The sequence below is a fragment of the Cyanobacterium aponinum PCC 10605 genome, from assembly GCF_000317675.1.
Lineage (GTDB): Bacteria > Cyanobacteriota > Cyanobacteriia > Cyanobacteriales > Cyanobacteriaceae > PCC-10605.
Map to the genome: position 1 here is coordinate 976,195 of NC_019776.1, position 17,028 is coordinate 993,222.

General features: G+C 34.3%; 13 protein-coding genes. 5 read left to right on the top strand and 8 right to left on the bottom strand.

Features of this window, described 5'->3' with window-relative positions; translation table 11 throughout:
• Nucleotides 1-14: 14 nt before the first annotated feature.
• Nucleotides 15-680, top strand: a complete 666-nt coding sequence (locus tag CYAN10605_RS04045; RefSeq protein ID WP_015218669.1) for a histidine phosphatase family protein — start codon at nt 15-17, stop codon at nt 678-680.
• A 39-nt stretch (nt 681-719) separates the two neighbouring features.
• Here the strand turns inward: CYAN10605_RS04045 and CYAN10605_RS04050 are convergent, their stop codons facing one another.
• From CYAN10605_RS04050 to CYAN10605_RS04060, 3 genes are all read right to left on the bottom strand, one after another.
• On the bottom strand, nt 720-1,922 hold the full coding sequence (locus CYAN10605_RS04050) for a glutathione S-transferase family protein (protein ID WP_015218670.1): 1,203 nt from the start codon (nt 1,920-1,922) through the stop codon (nt 720-722).
• A 279-nt stretch (nt 1,923-2,201) separates the two neighbouring features.
• Entirely contained in the window at nt 2,202-4,760 is a 2,559-nt protein-coding gene (gyrA, locus tag CYAN10605_RS04055) for a DNA gyrase subunit A (RefSeq protein WP_015218671.1), read from the bottom strand.
• A gap of 397 nt (nt 4,761-5,157) precedes the next feature.
• The gene (locus CYAN10605_RS04060; protein ID WP_015218672.1) at nt 5,158-6,885 is read right to left on the bottom strand and encodes a M61 family metallopeptidase; all 1,728 of its coding nucleotides are present in this window, start codon (nt 6,883-6,885) and stop codon (nt 5,158-5,160) included.
• A 487-nt stretch (nt 6,886-7,372) separates the two neighbouring features.
• Between CYAN10605_RS04060 and CYAN10605_RS04065 the strand changes: the two genes are divergently transcribed.
• Nucleotides 7,373-8,401, top strand: coding sequence for a hypothetical protein (locus tag CYAN10605_RS04065; protein ID WP_015218673.1), 1,029 nt, complete (start codon nt 7,373-7,375; stop codon nt 8,399-8,401).
• 76 nt (nt 8,402-8,477) lie between these two features.
• On the opposite strand, the gene CYAN10605_RS04070 is transcribed toward CYAN10605_RS04065, so the two are convergent.
• From CYAN10605_RS04070 to murC, 3 genes are all read right to left on the bottom strand, one after another.
• The gene (locus tag CYAN10605_RS04070) at nt 8,478-8,909 is read right to left on the bottom strand and encodes a hypothetical protein (protein ID WP_015218674.1); all 432 of its coding nucleotides are present in this window, start codon (nt 8,907-8,909) and stop codon (nt 8,478-8,480) included.
• 333 nt (nt 8,910-9,242) lie between these two features.
• A complete protein-coding gene (murB, locus tag CYAN10605_RS04075) occupies nt 9,243-10,175 on the bottom strand; it encodes a UDP-N-acetylmuramate dehydrogenase (protein WP_015218675.1) in 933 nt (310 codons plus the stop codon).
• 366 nt (nt 10,176-10,541) lie between these two features.
• Nucleotides 10,542-11,969: a UDP-N-acetylmuramate--L-alanine ligase gene (gene murC / locus CYAN10605_RS04080; RefSeq protein WP_015218676.1), complete on the bottom strand. Its 1,428-nt coding sequence runs from the start codon at nt 11,967-11,969 to the stop codon at nt 10,542-10,544.
• A 237-nt stretch (nt 11,970-12,206) separates the two neighbouring features.
• Here murC and CYAN10605_RS04085 point away from each other — a divergent pair, with 237 nt between their 5' ends.
• The 3 genes from CYAN10605_RS04085 (at nt 12,207) to CYAN10605_RS04095 (ending at nt 15,155) form a co-directional block, all read left to right on the top strand.
• Nucleotides 12,207-12,836, top strand: a complete 630-nt coding sequence (locus tag CYAN10605_RS04085; RefSeq protein ID WP_015218677.1) for a tetratricopeptide repeat protein — start codon at nt 12,207-12,209, stop codon at nt 12,834-12,836.
• Nucleotides 12,837-13,108: 272 nt separating this feature from the next.
• Complete coding sequence (locus CYAN10605_RS04090; protein WP_015218678.1) at nt 13,109-14,392, top strand: serine hydrolase; 1,284 nt, start codon at nt 13,109-13,111, stop codon at nt 14,390-14,392.
• Between the two features lie 205 nt (nt 14,393-14,597).
• Nucleotides 14,598-15,155 carry a cobaltochelatase subunit CobN gene (locus CYAN10605_RS04095; protein WP_015218679.1) on the top strand — a complete coding sequence of 186 codons (558 nt, stop codon included), beginning with the start codon at nt 14,598-14,600 and terminating at the stop codon, nt 15,153-15,155.
• A 355-nt stretch (nt 15,156-15,510) separates the two neighbouring features.
• Here the strand turns inward: CYAN10605_RS04095 and CYAN10605_RS04100 are convergent, their stop codons facing one another.
• Nucleotides 15,511-16,647, bottom strand: coding sequence for an esterase-like activity of phytase family protein (locus tag CYAN10605_RS04100; RefSeq protein ID WP_015218680.1), 1,137 nt, complete (start codon nt 16,645-16,647; stop codon nt 15,511-15,513).
• A 152-nt stretch (nt 16,648-16,799) separates the two neighbouring features.
• Nucleotides 16,800-17,000, bottom strand: coding sequence for a Txe/YoeB family addiction module toxin (locus CYAN10605_RS18080; protein ID WP_306302778.1), 201 nt, complete (start codon nt 16,998-17,000; stop codon nt 16,800-16,802).
• Nucleotides 17,001-17,028: the final 28 nt, after the last annotated feature.

The following is a 17,028-nucleotide window of genomic DNA, read 5'->3' on the forward strand; positions in this document are numbered from 1 at the left end:
AAAAATTGATTTGTATGAATAAAAAAGAATTAATGTCCTCAACTCTTTACCTTGCCAGACACGGAAATAGATTAGACTTTGTTTATCCAGAATGGTTTAACACTGCCCCAAGAAAATATGATCCTCCCTTATCAGAAGATGGTAAGATACAGGCTCAACAATTAGCACAAAGATTAATCAAAGAGAAAATAGACTATATAGTTAGTTCTCCTTTTTTACGAGCGATTCAAACTGCACATATTGTTGCTGAAAATCTTGATTTAACCATCAAACTAGAAGCCGGGTTAGGAGAATGGCATAATCAGGATTGGATGAGTTATCCTCCAGAAATCCACCCCCGTGAAGAATTAGAAGAAATTTATCCTCGAATTGATTGGAATTATTCTAGTTTATTAACCCCAATCTATCCTGAAAGCGAAATAGAGATGTTAACAAGAATGAAAAAAACAGGGGAATTATTGGTCAATAATTTTCAAGGTAATTTATTATTAATTGGTCACAGCATGACTATTTTGGGAATTACTAATGGTTTACTGAGGGAAAATAGGGCAATTAAAGCCTCTGTTTGTTCTTTAACGAAGATAGTTAATCGAGAAGGTCATTGGCAATTAGAATTAGAAACTGAAACTTCTTTTTTATCTGAGTTCGATATAAAATTATCTGATGGTGGTGGGGAATAGGGAATAGGGAATAGGCAATAGTTTTTATACCTCAAGAATCTATGGTGTTTGAAAATTCATGGGATTTTGATCCCGACGATGACGTAAAGGCAGGGCTTCAGGTTGTCTATCTCCTGCTAAACTAGCGGTATATTCCAAGGCGGTGCGGAGTCGTTTGGCGGCATAAATTGACATATCACGGGGTACACAGATGCGATCGCGCAAATATCTTAAGGCTAAATCCGTTTCAGGAGGAGGAGAGCATTCTTTGTCTGTCATCATATAAGTTAAAGCACAACGCAAAGCTAAATCAAACATTTCATTATCGGTTGGATTGACTTTGATAATGTTATGACGATGTTTGAGGACACGATATAAGGCTTCTTGACGGGAATTTTCTGGTTCATTGTATTTTACATCGGGTAAACTAAACCAATCACCGCGATCGACTCTTTTTTGATTAATCAAAGTTTGCTTCTCATTGTTAGAATAGCATCCGCCCATTTGTGGCGGTAAATCATGGGCATGGGTATGAAAATCGCTTTGTGTACCCCTATAGGTTGAACGCTCTTCCAAAGCAGAAAACCAACGAGACAAAAGAGGATTCTCTTCTCTTAAAGAATAACCTTTATAGTAATAAAGACTAGCATTCATCCTTTCCACATAAGGAACAAAAACAACATCAGCCACACTAAAATCATCTAAGAAAAAAGGGCTATCAGTAACAGATAAAGCCCCCTCAACCTCTTTCACCACCTGTAAAAAACCACGACGATTATTCATCTCTTGTAAAGGAAACATTGTGGGATAGCATAACCATGTACACCACGCTCTAAATAACAATCTTTCTAATCGGCGTAAAGGAATCACTTTTTCATCTTCCATACCATAACCCAAAACTCCAAAATCTTGTTCTAAAGCCTTGAGAATATCGTCACTTTCGGTAATAATATGCCCGTCTAATTCTACTGCGGGTAACATTCCCGAAGGCACTTTTTCTTTGTACCAACTTTCTTTCTGCCCATAGCAAAACATGGTTACTTTACGAATACGGTAAGGAATTTGTTTTTCCTCCAACCATAACCAAATTTTTTGACAATAAGGACACCAAGCATGATGATCTCTATAAAGGGTTACTCTTACTTTTTCTTCTGGTTTATTAAACAACCTCAACGTAGATTGAGAGTTAGTAACACCATTGACCTTATCAATCTGAAAATCTGTGAGAGCTTCTAATTCTTGCCAAGAGAGAGGATTTAACATTTATTTTCACTGTGTTTTGCTAATTTACTTGAGTTCGATATAAAATTGTCTGGTGGTGGTAGGGTAGGGGACAAGGGGCTAAGTTAAAAGGGCAAAAGGCAAACCCCCCTTTATCCCCCCTTTCGAGAGGGGAGGGCAACGGTAAATAGTTGATAGTTGATAACTTCTAACTCTTGTACGGGTGAATGGCTATTCGCCCCTAACTAACTCCTAACTAATTTTCCCTCCTCCCCTCATCACCTCATCTCCCTCTCCCCTGAACTCCTAACTCCTAACACTTTACTCGTTTTCCTCTTCTTCGGCGGAGGGAGGAACTAAAGCAATAGCTGCGATCGCATCTTCACTATCTAATTTTTGCACTCTTACCCCACTAGCCTGACGAGATTGGAGAGAAACCGCATTGACATCACAACGGATAATAATACCTCTGGTGGTGATAATCATAAATTCATCTTCAGGGTTAACAATGCGTAGAGCCGCTAAAGCATCGCTTTTTTTGCGGAAACGAATCGCTTTTAAACCCATTCCTGCTCTTCTTTGTAAACGGAATTGAGATACAGGTACTCTTTTACCAAAACCGCTAGTAGTTACAGCTAATGCCCAAGGGGCTTCTTTTCCAGTGTCGCTGGTTAATTCTTCCTCCTCCAATTCGAGGGTATCATCTTCTTGATCATCTGCTTCAGCAATGGTGGCAGTTACTTGAGATGGTAATATGTCCATGCTGATAATTTCGTCTCCTTTTCGGAGTTTCATGGATTTTACCCCTTTAGCAGTACGGGAAAGAGGGCGTAATTGTTCATTGTCGGCGTGGAAATGAATCGCCATACCCTGACGAGAGCCAATTAAAATACTATCATCTTCTGTGGCTAGTCTTACCCACCGTAGTTCGTCTCCTTCTCCCAAAGAAATGGCAATTAAACCATTACTGCGAATATTGGCAAAGGCGGAGAGAGCAGTTTTTTTGATTAAACCTTTTTGGGTTAACATGACTAAATATTCATGATCAGTAAATTCACTTACTGCTATCATTGAGGTAATTTTTTCATCACTGGCAATGGGTAACATCTGTACAATGGGTACACCTCTAGCATTTCTCGACAGGGCAGGTAGTTGATAAGCATTTAAGCCATAGACAACACCCTTGTCACTAAAGAATAAGATGCGATCGTGATCACAACCCGTGAGAAAATGTTCAACTACATCATCCTCCTTGATTTTCGCTCCAGACTTACCTCTGGTGGCTCTATTTTGTGCCTCAAAGGTATTTACCAACATTTTTTTCAAATAGCCTTGGTTAGTCAGGATAATGGCAACTTGTTCATTAGCAATTAAATCAATATCTCCTAAATCTCCGTCCGCTTGGACTATTTCCGTGCGTCTGGGAGTAGCATGAACTTTTTTGATGTCTTCTAATTCTGATTCGATAATGTTATAAATTCTTTCTTTACGAGCTAAAATATCTTGAAAATCGGTAATTTGGGTTAATAAGTCTTGATGTTCCGCTTCAATTTTTTCTGCTTCTAGGGCAGTTAAACGACGCAATTGCATTTGTAAAATAGCATCGGCTTGGGTTTCTGAGAGGCTGAAATCGTTAACTAATTCTTGTTTAGCAGTGGCACTATCCGCCGCCCCTCTGATTAGTCTAATGACTGCATCGAGGTTATCTAGGGCAATTAATAATCCTTGTAATAAATGATCTCTTTCTTCTGCCTTTCTCAGTTGATAGCGGGTGCGTCGGGTGATAGCTTCCACACGAAAATCTAAGAATACCCGTAAAAATTGACTTATTGTAAGTAATTGAGGCTCGTTATTGACTAATGCCAACATATTTGCCCCAAAATTACTTTGAATAGCTGTTTGTTTATATAAGTTATTAAGAACAACTCTGGGATAAGCATCTCTTTTTAATTCTATAACAATACGCATTCCAGTGCGATCGCTCTCATCCCGTATATCCGAAATACCGTCAATCCTTTTATCGTTAACTAATTCGGCGATTTTTTCAATTAAACCTGCTTTATTGGTTTGATAGGGTAATTCTGTGACGATGATTGCTTCTTTTTCCTGTCTTCCCGCCGCCCTCACAGTTTCAATGTTGGCAACCCCACGCATAGTAATTGAGCCTCTACCAGTGGTATAAGCATCTTTAATACCCTGACGACCTAAAATTTGTCCTCCTGTGGGAAAATCAGGACCTGGGATATATTCCATTAACTCCAAATCCGTAATATCTGGATTGTGAATCATTGCGATCGCACCGTTAATCAATTCACCAAGATTATGGGGAGGAATATTAGTCGCCATACCCACTGCAATCCCCGTCGCACCATTAAGAAGCAGTTGAGGGACACGGGCAGGTAATACAACAGGTTCTTGTTGTGAACCATCAAAGTTATCAATAAAATCAACGGTTTCTGATTCAATATCTCGCAGTAAACCTTCCACCGCCAAAGCCTGTAAACGACATTCGGTATAACGCATCGCCGCCGGAGGGTCATTATCAATACTACCGAAGTTTCCATGACCATTAATCAACGGGTTACGCATGGAAAAATCCTGCGCCATTCTCACTAAAGCATCATATACCGCCGTGTCACCATGAGGGTGATATTTACCTAAAACTTCCCCTACTACCCTCGCACATTTACGAAAGGGGCGATCAGCAGTCAAACCTAATTCATACATAGCGTAGAGAATGCGTCTATGAACCGGTTTGAGTCCATCTCTGGCATCGGGCAATGCTCTTCCTACGATAACGCTCATGGCGTATTCTAAGTAAGACCGAGACATTTCATTGGTTAAGTTAGTAGGTACTATGCGTTCTTGGCTAGATGTCATAAGTGTTAAGATGAGTTATTTACAGTAATAACTGATTTGAGGATGAAAATAAGTGATTTGACCTGTTTAAAAGATATTTAAACTGAAAAATAGTCGAAATCGCCAGTTTTTAGGTTTTAAACTCCTAAGAATGTCAAAATCATTGCTTTATTTTAACATATACTCAGTAAGAGAATAATAGAGTAATTAGCAAAAGGGCAATGGGCAAGAGGAAAAAGTAAATAGCGAATAGTGAATAGTGAATAATTAATAACTTCTAACTCCTGTACGGGCGAATGGCCATTCGCCCCTAACTCGTCTTCCCTGATACCTGCAACCTGACACCTTATCTCCCTTTCCCCTCATCACCTCATCCCCTTATCACCTTATCCCCCCAACACCCTAAGCCTCTAACTCTTTATCTCCCTAGCCAACTATGTAAATTTTCTTTCTGGGCTTTAGTCAAATTTTTCATGACTGTAACTTGATAGCTACTAGCTTGGGGGGGTGCTAATTTAATTTTTACGGTTTTTAATTCCTCTTGATGAAAAATAGTAAGTGCGATCGCATCTCCTGCTCGATAATCTTGTAGTCTTTCTGATAACGTCTCACTGGTAACTCGAAAACCATCTATGGCTAATAACTCATCTCCAGCATCAACACCAGCTTTACCCGCCGGGGAATTAGCTTCTACAAAAGTTATTTTTTCAATACATCCTTCTTTTTGTACTGTCAATCCTAGATAAGGACAATCATTGTCTTCTTTTTTCCCTCTTAAAACTAAACCAAAAGGCTCAAAATATTGGTTGAAAGGGATTTCTTCAGTGGTTTCTAAATATAGATGGAAAAATTCTTTTAAATTAGTATTAGCAACCTTTTCTATTTCTGTCTTTAATTCTTCAGGAGTAAAACCAATTTCTTTCTTACCAAATTTGTCCCACATTATTGCCATTACATCATCAAAAGATTTCTGATTGCCACTATTTTTTCTAATCATTAAATCTAATAATAATGTTACTAACTCACCTTTTAAATAGTAAGAAATTTGGTTATTATTACTATAAGCATCTCTACGATATAACTTAATCCAAGCATCAAAGCTAGATTCCGCTAAAGGCTGTATTTTTCTTCCCGAAATATTCAAGTAATTACTTATGTCTTTACTCAATAAATCTAAAAATGTTGAACGATTATAAATACCTGCCCTCAAAGGGATAAGTATATCATAATAGCTAGTTGTTCCCTCGGAAAACCAAAGAGAAGTTGTATAATTTTCTTGATCATAATCAAACTTTTCTAAGGCTTTAGGTCTTATTCTTTTAACATTCCATAAATGAAAAAATTCATGAGCTACTAACTGCATAAAGCGATAATATTTTTCTTCTTTTTTAAAAGCAAAGCGAGGGTAGTTTAAAACGCAACAATTTTTATGTTCCAAACCGCCAAAACCTGAAGCTGATAAATGTAAAATAAATTTATAATCTTCGTAAGGTAAACCTGAAAAAATTTTTGACTCAGTTTCTATTATTTTCTTTGTGTCTTCTATAACTCTCTTTGCATCAATATTTCCATTACCCCATATAATCCATTGATGGGGCTTATTTTCCACGGTAAAATCATATTGCTTTTGTAAGCCAATTTCAAAGGGGCTATCTACTAAACAGTCAAAATTTTCTGCAAAAAAACTATTATTCTCCTCTGTTATTTTGGGTAAAGAGGTAGTAATTTTCCAATCTTTTTCAGGAGAATTTATGACAACTTTAAAAGGATTATTTTCGAAATTAGGAACATAAAGAAATAAAGCCGCACCGGTAAAAAAACCATGAGTTTCATCCAGATGATTTGTTCTCACTGTTAACTCATTAGCATATATTTGATATTTTACGTTAATAGTTGTTTCATTGTCAGTTTCTATTAACCAATGATTTTTAGTTTTTTTCTGATAACTTAAATTATTTTGTTTGTTTCCCTTAACCTGAAAATTTTGTAAATGCCTAGCATACTCCCTCACTAAATAAGATCCCGGAGTCCATACTGGCATTTTTAAATTTAATTGTTTTTTCTCCCATTTATCTATTTTTAATTCCACGTCAAATAAATGTAGCTGAGGATTTGTAATTGATACTGTATATGTGATATTTGTCATTATTTTTATAATTGAAAGTAATCGATACACTAAGTATTTATGAATAATTATAACTTCTTTGTTAAAACAACAAGTCAACAAATAATTAATAGATGTAAAAGCATGGTAAAACAAAGTAATTATATGAGTTGAATCGAATAAAATTTAGTAAAAATAATTTCAGTTTTTCCTATATCAAATTTCTTACTCATACTTTTTAATTTTATTTATTAACCTTTGCTGAGTTCATTTAACATAACCTTACTTTTTGATCAAGATATTCTTAATAATAATTTTTCATTCTTACTTAAGTGTTTTTTGAAATCAAATTGAACCAAGATTATTTTGTTCAATTACTTATTTCTACAATTATATTTTAGTATTATTGACTACATAAAAATTGGTAATATTAGATGTTTTATTTACATAAATTTATAAAAAAAAGAAATAAAGTTTTTTTAGATATAATATGATTAGGGGTAATAAAATAAAGATAAGGATACAAAAGATGTTAAAAAAAATTGTTTCTTTCTTAAATCAAGATATAAGCACCTTGACTCAAAATAATTCTCAAAAAGAAGATATTTCGGAAAATAGTATTAATATACATAATCAAGCCCTATCAGAAGCGAAGATATTAGCATCCATTGCCAAAACCATCGATAATCCTAATTTTCAACAGTCTGATTTTAAGTTTTATCTACAAATAAAATCTCTTTTTGCTCGTAATAAAGAATCTTATCAGGGATTAGAAACAAGTGCAGAATTATTACGTTTAGCAGTAAAAGCCCAAAGTAATTTTTTGAAGATTGAACAGACAGAGTTACGTTATCGAAGTACGAAACAACAAGAATATTATGAATTTGTGTTAAACTTCTTGGGGGAAAAATTTGGAGATGATGACAATAATAATGATTTAGAAAATAATCAAATTGTTGCTAAAAAAAGACAAGAAAATAAATACTCTCCAGAGGAATTTAAACAACAAATAAGAACTAAATTAGAAGAAATTAAACCAACCATTAAAACAGAACAAGGTAGAGAGGCTTTAGAAGATTATACCGAGTCTTTAGAAGGATTAGCAGAAGAGAAAGATATTGGTTTAAAACTTCTATATTTATTTAAAAAATTTAATTTAACTGATTTTTCTGTGTTAAGAGTTATCTCTGACATGGTTACTTATCTTCAAGATAAAAATATGCAGAATATGAAAGCAATGCAGGATTTAGTTGTTAAAAATGAAGATGTTTTTATAAAATTAGGAAGAATAATTGGTGTGCCCAAAACGAAAGAAACACCAGACACTTATGCCAGACTGTTGCAATATTTGGCGCTGAGTAAAAAACATGAACAAACTAGAGAGCAATTTATTAAATTAATACAAGTTTTAAAACCTTGGCAGGGTTTTTATCGTACCATTACAGATATTAGAGAGCAATATTCTGCTAATCAATATAATTTACCAGAAGAATTTACTCAAGAAATACCCGGGTTATCTATCTATGAAAATTATCAGCAATATATTAATATTTTCTAGTCCAAAATTGTGTTAATTGTACAAGGTTTAGGTTTTAGGTGTTATGAAGAATATTCGATTATTAACTGACAATATATTAGTTAACAAAAATATTTAAGCAATATCTAATAAGGGCAAAGATAGTAACATAAATAGAGGTTAAATAAGCGTTATAGGTTTGAGGACTGATAGAATAATTTTCTTTATCAGAGTCGGTTTGACTTGCTTTAAATTTCTTTTCTCGAAAGTCGAAAAACATTAATTGAGTAATTATTAATAACCCCAAGAATAGAATTGCAATATTTTGAGAAACAATTAAAGTAACGCCACTTAATAAGGTTAACAATCCGATGGCTAAACTAAAAAGATATTCTTTATAATCAGGTTTATGGTTAAAATCGATCGCTTTTATATATTTATCCATACGAGAAGATTTTAGCACCTCAAGACAGACAAATAAGCCTCCTGCAATCCAGAATAATCCAAAAATTTTGAGGCTATTAGTAATAAGAAATAAAATGATATTCATTAAATTTTTAGACTGTTTTTTTATTAATATAGCTTTTTATTATTGTTAATAATGGTGGGCTATAACCACATGAGTTCAATGATAAAAACATTGTGGAGTAAAATATTCAGAGCGATCATTAGCTCTCTTTATACAGATAAAAACTATTAAACTTAGGAAAAAGATATAAAATCAATTTGTCTATTATTTTTATCAATACACCCAAATTTTAACTCCGAACTCTGAACTCAGGTATAACCCACTCCAAATATTTAACACTCAAAATATTATTACCATTGCAAAAGTGTCTTCTAAACCAAAAGTAATAGCTTAATTCACTCACCAACGCCAATCTTAAAATTGACCTAAAAATTTTACTTCTGGATGGAGCAAAATAGACCAATTTTCTTCTACTTTTTCTTGCACATACTGTATCAAGTTAAAAATATCTCTAGCAGTTGCATTACCTGCATTAAGGATGAAATTAGCATGACGATGGGCAACTTGAGCACCACCTATTTGATGACCTTTTAAACCGATTTGCTCAATTAGCCACCCAGCCGCTTGAGGTTTTGGATTACGAAAAACACTGCCACAACTTGGTTTATCGTAGGGTTGTGTTTGTTTACGCATTTTGAAATTACTGGTGGTTAATGCCATCATTTCTTCTTTACTTTGCCCTGATTCTAAATTTAGGGTAGCTTGTAAAACTAAAGCATTTTCTTTTTGTAATCGAGAGGAGCGATAAGAGTATTCTAAATCTTCTTTTGACAGAGTTTCTATTCTTCCATCACTATAAGCCACGATCGCACTTTTGAAAATATCAGCCATACAGCCCTTGTGAGCCCCCGCATTCATCACGACAGCACCCCCCACAGTCCCGGGTATGCCAACAGCCCAATCTAGCCCTTGCCAACCTTTCTTGGCGGCTTTCCATGCCAATTTAGGAAGGGGATAACCAGCACCCACAGTGATAGTAAGATTATCCTCATCAATCAGATATTGTTTAAGATGACGAGTGTTCAAAACTAATCCTTCTATACCGCGATCGCTAATTAGTAAATTAGAACCCCCCCCTAAACAAGTAAAAGGCATTTGCTCTTTTTGTAACCATGTAAATATTGCTTGTATATCATTCCATGATTTAGGTTCAGCATACCACTGAGCCTTGCCACCGACTCGATAGGATGTGAAAGGAGAAAGAGACACGGATTGATAAATATTGCACTCAGTGTTTGTGAGGGTAACGACTTTTGTTTCTGAGTCAGTTTTGATAGTAATAGTCATGATAATCTTCTCTTAAATTCATTGGGCTTTTATAGTGGTTTCGGAGTGATAATTAGTTGATAGTTAATAAGTGATAACTAAGGGAGAAAAATTATTCAACTTATGCCCCAATTCGAGGTAATAATGTGGGATATGAAAAGGTTTGACGGTTAGGTTGAGGTTGAAGGTTAAAATCTTTTCTTTGTTAAGAAACAGGCATTAAATTCAAGGCTATTCCAACCCAAAATGTTCGTTTTGCCTAAACCTTAAAAATAGTCAAAAATCATCAAACCCAACACCGCAAAGGTCAAATTTTGTTCAATCCCTATCACCTATTACCTTTTAGTCAGTTTTATGTATTGGTGTAAGGTTTCGTCTCAGTTTAAATTAAGCGACTTGTGCATAAGATTTCTCTTCTAAAGCTATTAATTGAGGAATAATTTGATTGAGATTTCCCGCCCCTAAAAATAAAGTTAAGTCTTCGGGTTCGAGAAAATCCGCAAGAAAATCCCTTAAACTATGCAGATTGGGTTGGAAATAAACTTCCTGATGATATTTACTAATATAATCCGCCACTATTTCTCCATTAATACCCTCTGTATTTTTCTCCCCCGCACTGTAAATGTCTGTAACAATAACGACATCAGCTTGAGCAAAACACTGAGCAAAATCTTCCAAAAATGCTGAAGTGCGACTGTAGCGGTGGGGTTGGAAAATAGCAATTAATCTTTGAGCATCATACTGTTTCAGTCTAGCACGACCCGCCTGCAAAGTACATCGTATTTCACTGGGGTGATGGGCATAATCATCAATTAAAGTTGCACCCTGATAAGTGCCTTTATATTCAAAACGTCTTTTTGCTCCTTCAAAAGTGCTGAGGGCATCGGCAATAGTAGCAAAATTTAAACCTAATTTTCTGCCAACTGCGATCGCAGCTAAAGCATTACTGATATTATGATCTCCAGAGAGTTCTAAGGAAATATTACCCAACCAGATACCATTTTCCCAAACTTCTGCTTCACTACCATAAGGACTATGAACGATATTTGTAGCAATATAATTAGCCCCAGATTGAGGGTTTAAACTGTAGGTAATATCTGCTTGAATATACTTACGGGTGATAGGACAGTCAACACAAGCAATGACATTTTTAGACTGATGAGCAAATTGTCGAAAAATACCAACTAACTGATCTAAAGATTCATAATGATCAGGATGATCTAATTCTATATTAGTAATAATACCAAATTCAGGGTGATGCTGCACTAAAGAACCATCAGACTCATCCGCCTCCGCCACCAAATAATTACTTTCCCCTAAACGAGCATTTCCTTCCCATGCACTTACTTCGCCACCAATAATAACGGTAGGATCTAAACCAGACTCTAATAATAAATAAGCAATTAAACTGCTAGTGGTGGTTTTACCATGAGTTCCCGCTACCGCAACACTTTTGTAATCTTTAATAAGAGCGGCTAATAAATCTGAGCGATGATAAATAGGATAACCTTGTGCGATCGCTTCTTTGTATTCTGGGTTATCCTGATTAATAGCAGTAGAACAAACTACCTGAACCTCTTGCTTATGGTAATGTCCATGATTTCCCCATGAAATACGCTCAAAATTTTCTGCATTCTGACTAGTAAAAATAGTTGCACCAACTGCCTCTAAACGATTAGTAATATGACTAGCACGAATATCTGACCCAGAAACAGGCAACTCTCTTTTTGCCAAAATATAAGCCAAAGCCGACATACCAATTCCACCGATACCAATGAAGTGGAAAGGCTTACCTTGTAGATCTATTCCTGACATTTTCTTTGCTCCTATCACACCAAAATATTGTCGTTATGATAAATTTGCTTTAATGATATACTGATTTTGGTAAATAATACCAAGATTTTCCCGATATTTTTTAATTATTTCATTCTATGGTGAAATGTCTTTAGGCTACTGCAAAAAAAAGCAAATAAAAACTAGCCTATCTAATTTTGCTATAGCTTTATCCCCTCCCTAAAAACTTAATAACTTCACCAATAAATTATTTGCGAGGTGTTGGATTTGACCATAATCGATGCGAACACATTAGAATTAGACTTAAGTAAGTGTAATAAAAAATTAAAGATATTTCCCTTTGATCCCAGATTGTATATCAAAAGGGGGATGATTTTTTTCAAATTAGCCCAACTAAATGAATCCCTTAAGGATTTTAACAAAGCAGAAGAATTAAACCCCCAATTAACTCCTTATTTATGGCAGAGAGGACTAACTTACTATTACCTAGGAAAATACGCCAAAGCAGGAAGACAGTTTGAGTTAGATTTAAGCGTCAATTCTCAAGATATAGAAGAAACTTTATGGTTATATCTAGCTATTGCTAAATTAGAAAACCCTCAAAATGCCCAGGAATGTTTACTACCAGTAAAATATGATACAAGGGGATTTATGAGACAAATTTATCAAGTATTCGCAGGAAAATCTGATATTTCGACTTTGACGAACATTAATACTAACAGTAGTCTAAGAGAGGTATTTTTTTACTTTCTTTATGCAGGACTATATTATTTTGCTCACGAAGATAATTTTCAGGCTAATTTATATATTCAAAAAGCAATAGAAGTAAAAATCGATGATTATATGTGGTATCTAGCCTGTGTTCACTTAAACGTATTTAACAGATAAAAATGGTTCTATCACTTCTCGTCGTGTAAATTATTAGTTAGGGTAGGCAAGAGGCAATAGGCAATAGGCAATAGGGGATTATTAAATAATAATTTATAAACTTTTATTTTTTATTTTACTATAAACACTATTCAATAAAGGTTATGGGAGTTATTCTTTATTAATTTATCATAACCACACTCTGAAGAACCATAAAAATTGATTACTCACAACTGTACAAAGTTGAGTTATAACTAGATAATTAAATAAACTTTGACCGTAGATAATAATTAATGGGGGGGAATATTTTGGCTATTTTTTTATCTCGAACTCATGGGGAAAATAATTATAGACGTAAGGCTTCAGGCACGAGAGCAAATAGAAGAAATATAAAATCAAAAGTAGCCCAAACACAAACTAATAAAAGGCTAATTAGGAAAACAAACGCCCCATACACATCCATTACTCAGGAAAATATCGTTACTCAAGCAAAAGAGCAACAAAATTTAGTCAATATTATCCTTAATAATGTTTTTCGTTTAACCATTTTTGGTGTCGGTATTGGGACTATTTTTGGTAGTGTCTTGGCTAATACTGATTTAACTAAACCTCTATTTCCGAAAATTGATATTCCCTTTGTTGATAGAGTTGCCCAAAATACATCTGTAAATCAAGAAACTAATTCCAGTCAAGAGAGTAAACCCCTTGCTTATACTCCTGAAGTAAGTAGCAATCCAGAAGAATTAAAGTTTTCAGAAGAATTAACGGCTTTAAGAAGCAAATTTGATACTCTTAGGGCAAAATATCCTCAATTAGAACCCGGAGCGTTTTTTGTTGATTTAGATAATGGTGCTTATGTTAACTATAATGGCATTGCTCCTTTTCCCGCCGCTAGTACTATTAAAATACCCGTTTTAGTGGCTTTTCTCCAAGATATTGATGAGGGGAAAATTTATCTTGATGAAAAACTAACAATGACAGAAGCCAACAGAGTTCCTCATTCTGGTAATATGCAATATCAACCCTTAGGAACACAGTTTACTGCTCTTTATACTGCCACAGAAATGATCATTAATAGTGATAATACCGCCACAGAAATGATTATTGAGCGATTGGGTGGTAAAGATGAGTTAAATAAACGTTTTCAAGAATGGGGTTTAGAAAATACTGTTATTCGTAATCTTTTGCCTGATTTAGAAGGTACAAATACCACTAGCCCCAGAGATTTAGGTATTCTCTTAGCTAAAGTTAATCAAGGTGATTTGTTGTCTGTGCGATCGCGCGATCGCCTCTTAGAAATAATGCGACGGACAAAAACTCAAACCTTACTACCTCAGGGATTAGAGAATAACGCCATCATTGCCCATAAAACAGGAGATATAGGCACAGTTTTAGGAGACGCAGGTATAATCGATATGCCCACAGGAAAACGCTATATTGGGGCGGTTTTAGTCAAACGTCCTCACAATGATTACTCAGCTAGAACCTTAATTCAAGAAATTTCCCGCACTGCCTACCAACATTTTAAATGGTATCTTGCCCGTCCTCCCATAAGTAGCAATGAAACTAGCCAATAAATAAGGGGTTTGGGTTTCGGAGTTATGAAAGAGGTGAGGTTTCAGGTTTAGGGGAGTAATGAGTAACGAGTAACGAGTAATGAGTAACGAGTAATGAGTAATGAGTAACGAGTAACGAGTGTTCGGAGTTATTAATTATTCACTATTCACTATTCACTATTCACTATTTACTTTGCCTTTTATTACATAACTTTTTAATTGAAATATGCACCGCATACCAGCTACACCCGGGGGATGGAATCCTGATACAGAAGGGGTAATTTTTATCGAACAAAATCCCGCCCCAATTATTTTCATTACCAGTGCTGATACAGATATTCAAACTACAGCCGCCTGTTTAGAAAAACTACCAGAGGATTTTCCGTCCATGAGAGTAGTAAATTTATTACAATTGCAACAAGAATTAACCATTGATACCTATGCAGAAGAAGTTTTATCCCATGCCAAAGTAATTATTCTGCGACTATTAGGAGGGAGAAGTTATTGGAGTTATGGCTTAGAAGTTTGTAAAGATACAGTTTCTCAAACTAACGCATCTTTATTTATTCTACCGGGAGACGATCGCCCCGATGCAGAATTATTTAGTCAGTCGAATATGTCCATTTCTCAGGTTAATTTATTATGGCGTTACTTGACAGAGGGAGGGGTAGAAAACTTCGCTAATGGTTTTAAATTTATTGCTAATACTTGCTTAAACACTAATTATTCTTATCAACTTCCTTTAGAAATTCCCCGCTTAGGTATTTATAGTTGTTTCAATTAAGTTTAAGATAAATTGATAAATTTGGTTCTTCTACAGTGGTTATGATAAATTAATAAAAAATAACTTCCATAACCTTTATTGAATAGTGTTTAGAGTAAAATAAAAACTAAAAGTTTATAAATTATTATTTAATAATCCCCTATTGCCTATTGCCTCTTGCCTCTTGCCTCTTGCCTACCCTAACGAATAATTTACATACTCAAATTGATAGAGCCATAAATTTCGTTAAGACTAATAAATGTTTATAAAAGATTTGACTGAAACTGAGAACTTATCTAAACCTGATATTTTTGCTGAACAACTGAAGTAATTTTTACTCCCAATCCTAAACTTTGAACTCCGAACTCAGTTTGAATTAATTACTAATTTTAAATAATAAAAACTGATTTTTTTGTTTACTATTCCCAGAAAAATTATTATCACTAACAAGAATCAAACTTTGACTACCATCAGGGAAACGACCACCAAGAGTCATTCCTTCTAAATTATCTAATTTTATCCCTAATTGTTTTAAATCTAATAGTAATTTTTTCTTAATAGGAATAATATTTTCGACATTTCCAGAAATTGATTTTTGACCAGAAATATCATTAGCATTTCCTATTACCAATTGAAAAATTTTTGCACCATATCCCCTTAAGCCAAAAGTTCTTTCTAAACTTAATAAATAACCTTCATCTGGCAGTGATAATAAATCGGCAACACCATTATACAAGGTGCTAAAAGAAGGTTCATCAATGGTGTATAAATGTTCTCCAATCAATACAGGATCGCCAAAAGGATTGATCACATAATGTAAAAAACGAGATCTTAAAACGGTTAAAGGATTTTTCAAATCCACATCTTGAACTAACGCTGATTCTGTAACGGTGAATAAGCGAAAAGGGTCATTTGGCATAAATCCATTGGCTTTAATGGTTAAAGATTCTAATCCTAAATTATTTTCAATACCTTTTTTTTCACCTGTTTTAGGAATGTATCTTTCGGGTATTCTTACAGAATTTAATAAATTTCCTTCTAAATCATATTCATTAATAAAAGCAGGAATATTTTTATTTGTAACCCCTTCACTACTAATAAATAAACTGTTGTGAGGACTGAATGCTATCCCCTCTGTATCAGTGGTATTTTCTTGATAAAGTTCTCCTTTTTTATCTCTTAAAAAGGTAACATTTTCGATTTTTATATTCTCTATTTTTTCTCCTTCGATATTTATTTTAACTGTGTAAAAACGAGCAGGAGAAATATTAGCTCTATCATCAGAAATTAAATAATAAACATCTTCTTTCGGGTTATAAGTTATTCCTGATAAACCGCCAATCACAGTATCTTTATAATTACTTTCTTTGAGAGTATATTCCCCTAAAAATTCTATCTTTAAATCTAAGAAAGTGCGATCGACTTCTGCTAAAGACTTTAAATCATAAAAAGGGAAAAGGAAAAAGAATAAAACTAAAATAAAACCGATAAATCTGGTTCGAGAAATAGACATAAAAAAAATAAAGGGCAAGTTTATAACAATTTTAATCTTAATATGTGTAATGTGAATTAAATGGGGATTGTTAAATATTAAAGTGCGATCATTTTGTCGTTACCTTCAAAGTTCAGTTATTGTAGAAACAGACTCTATAAAACTCGATCGCATCACTCATAATGAGTCCACATTCGATATATCTTAATCAATTTTTCTTCTTCGATCACTTCATAAACTAACCTATGTTGCTTATTGATTCTTCTACTAATTAATCCTTTCATATCCCCTTTGAGTAGCTCATATTCAGGTGGATATTGATAAGGGTTATGGGTTATGATTTCAATGTTTTTTGTTTCAATCCGTTTGAAGATAACTTTTTCGCCTCTTTCTGCGCTTGTG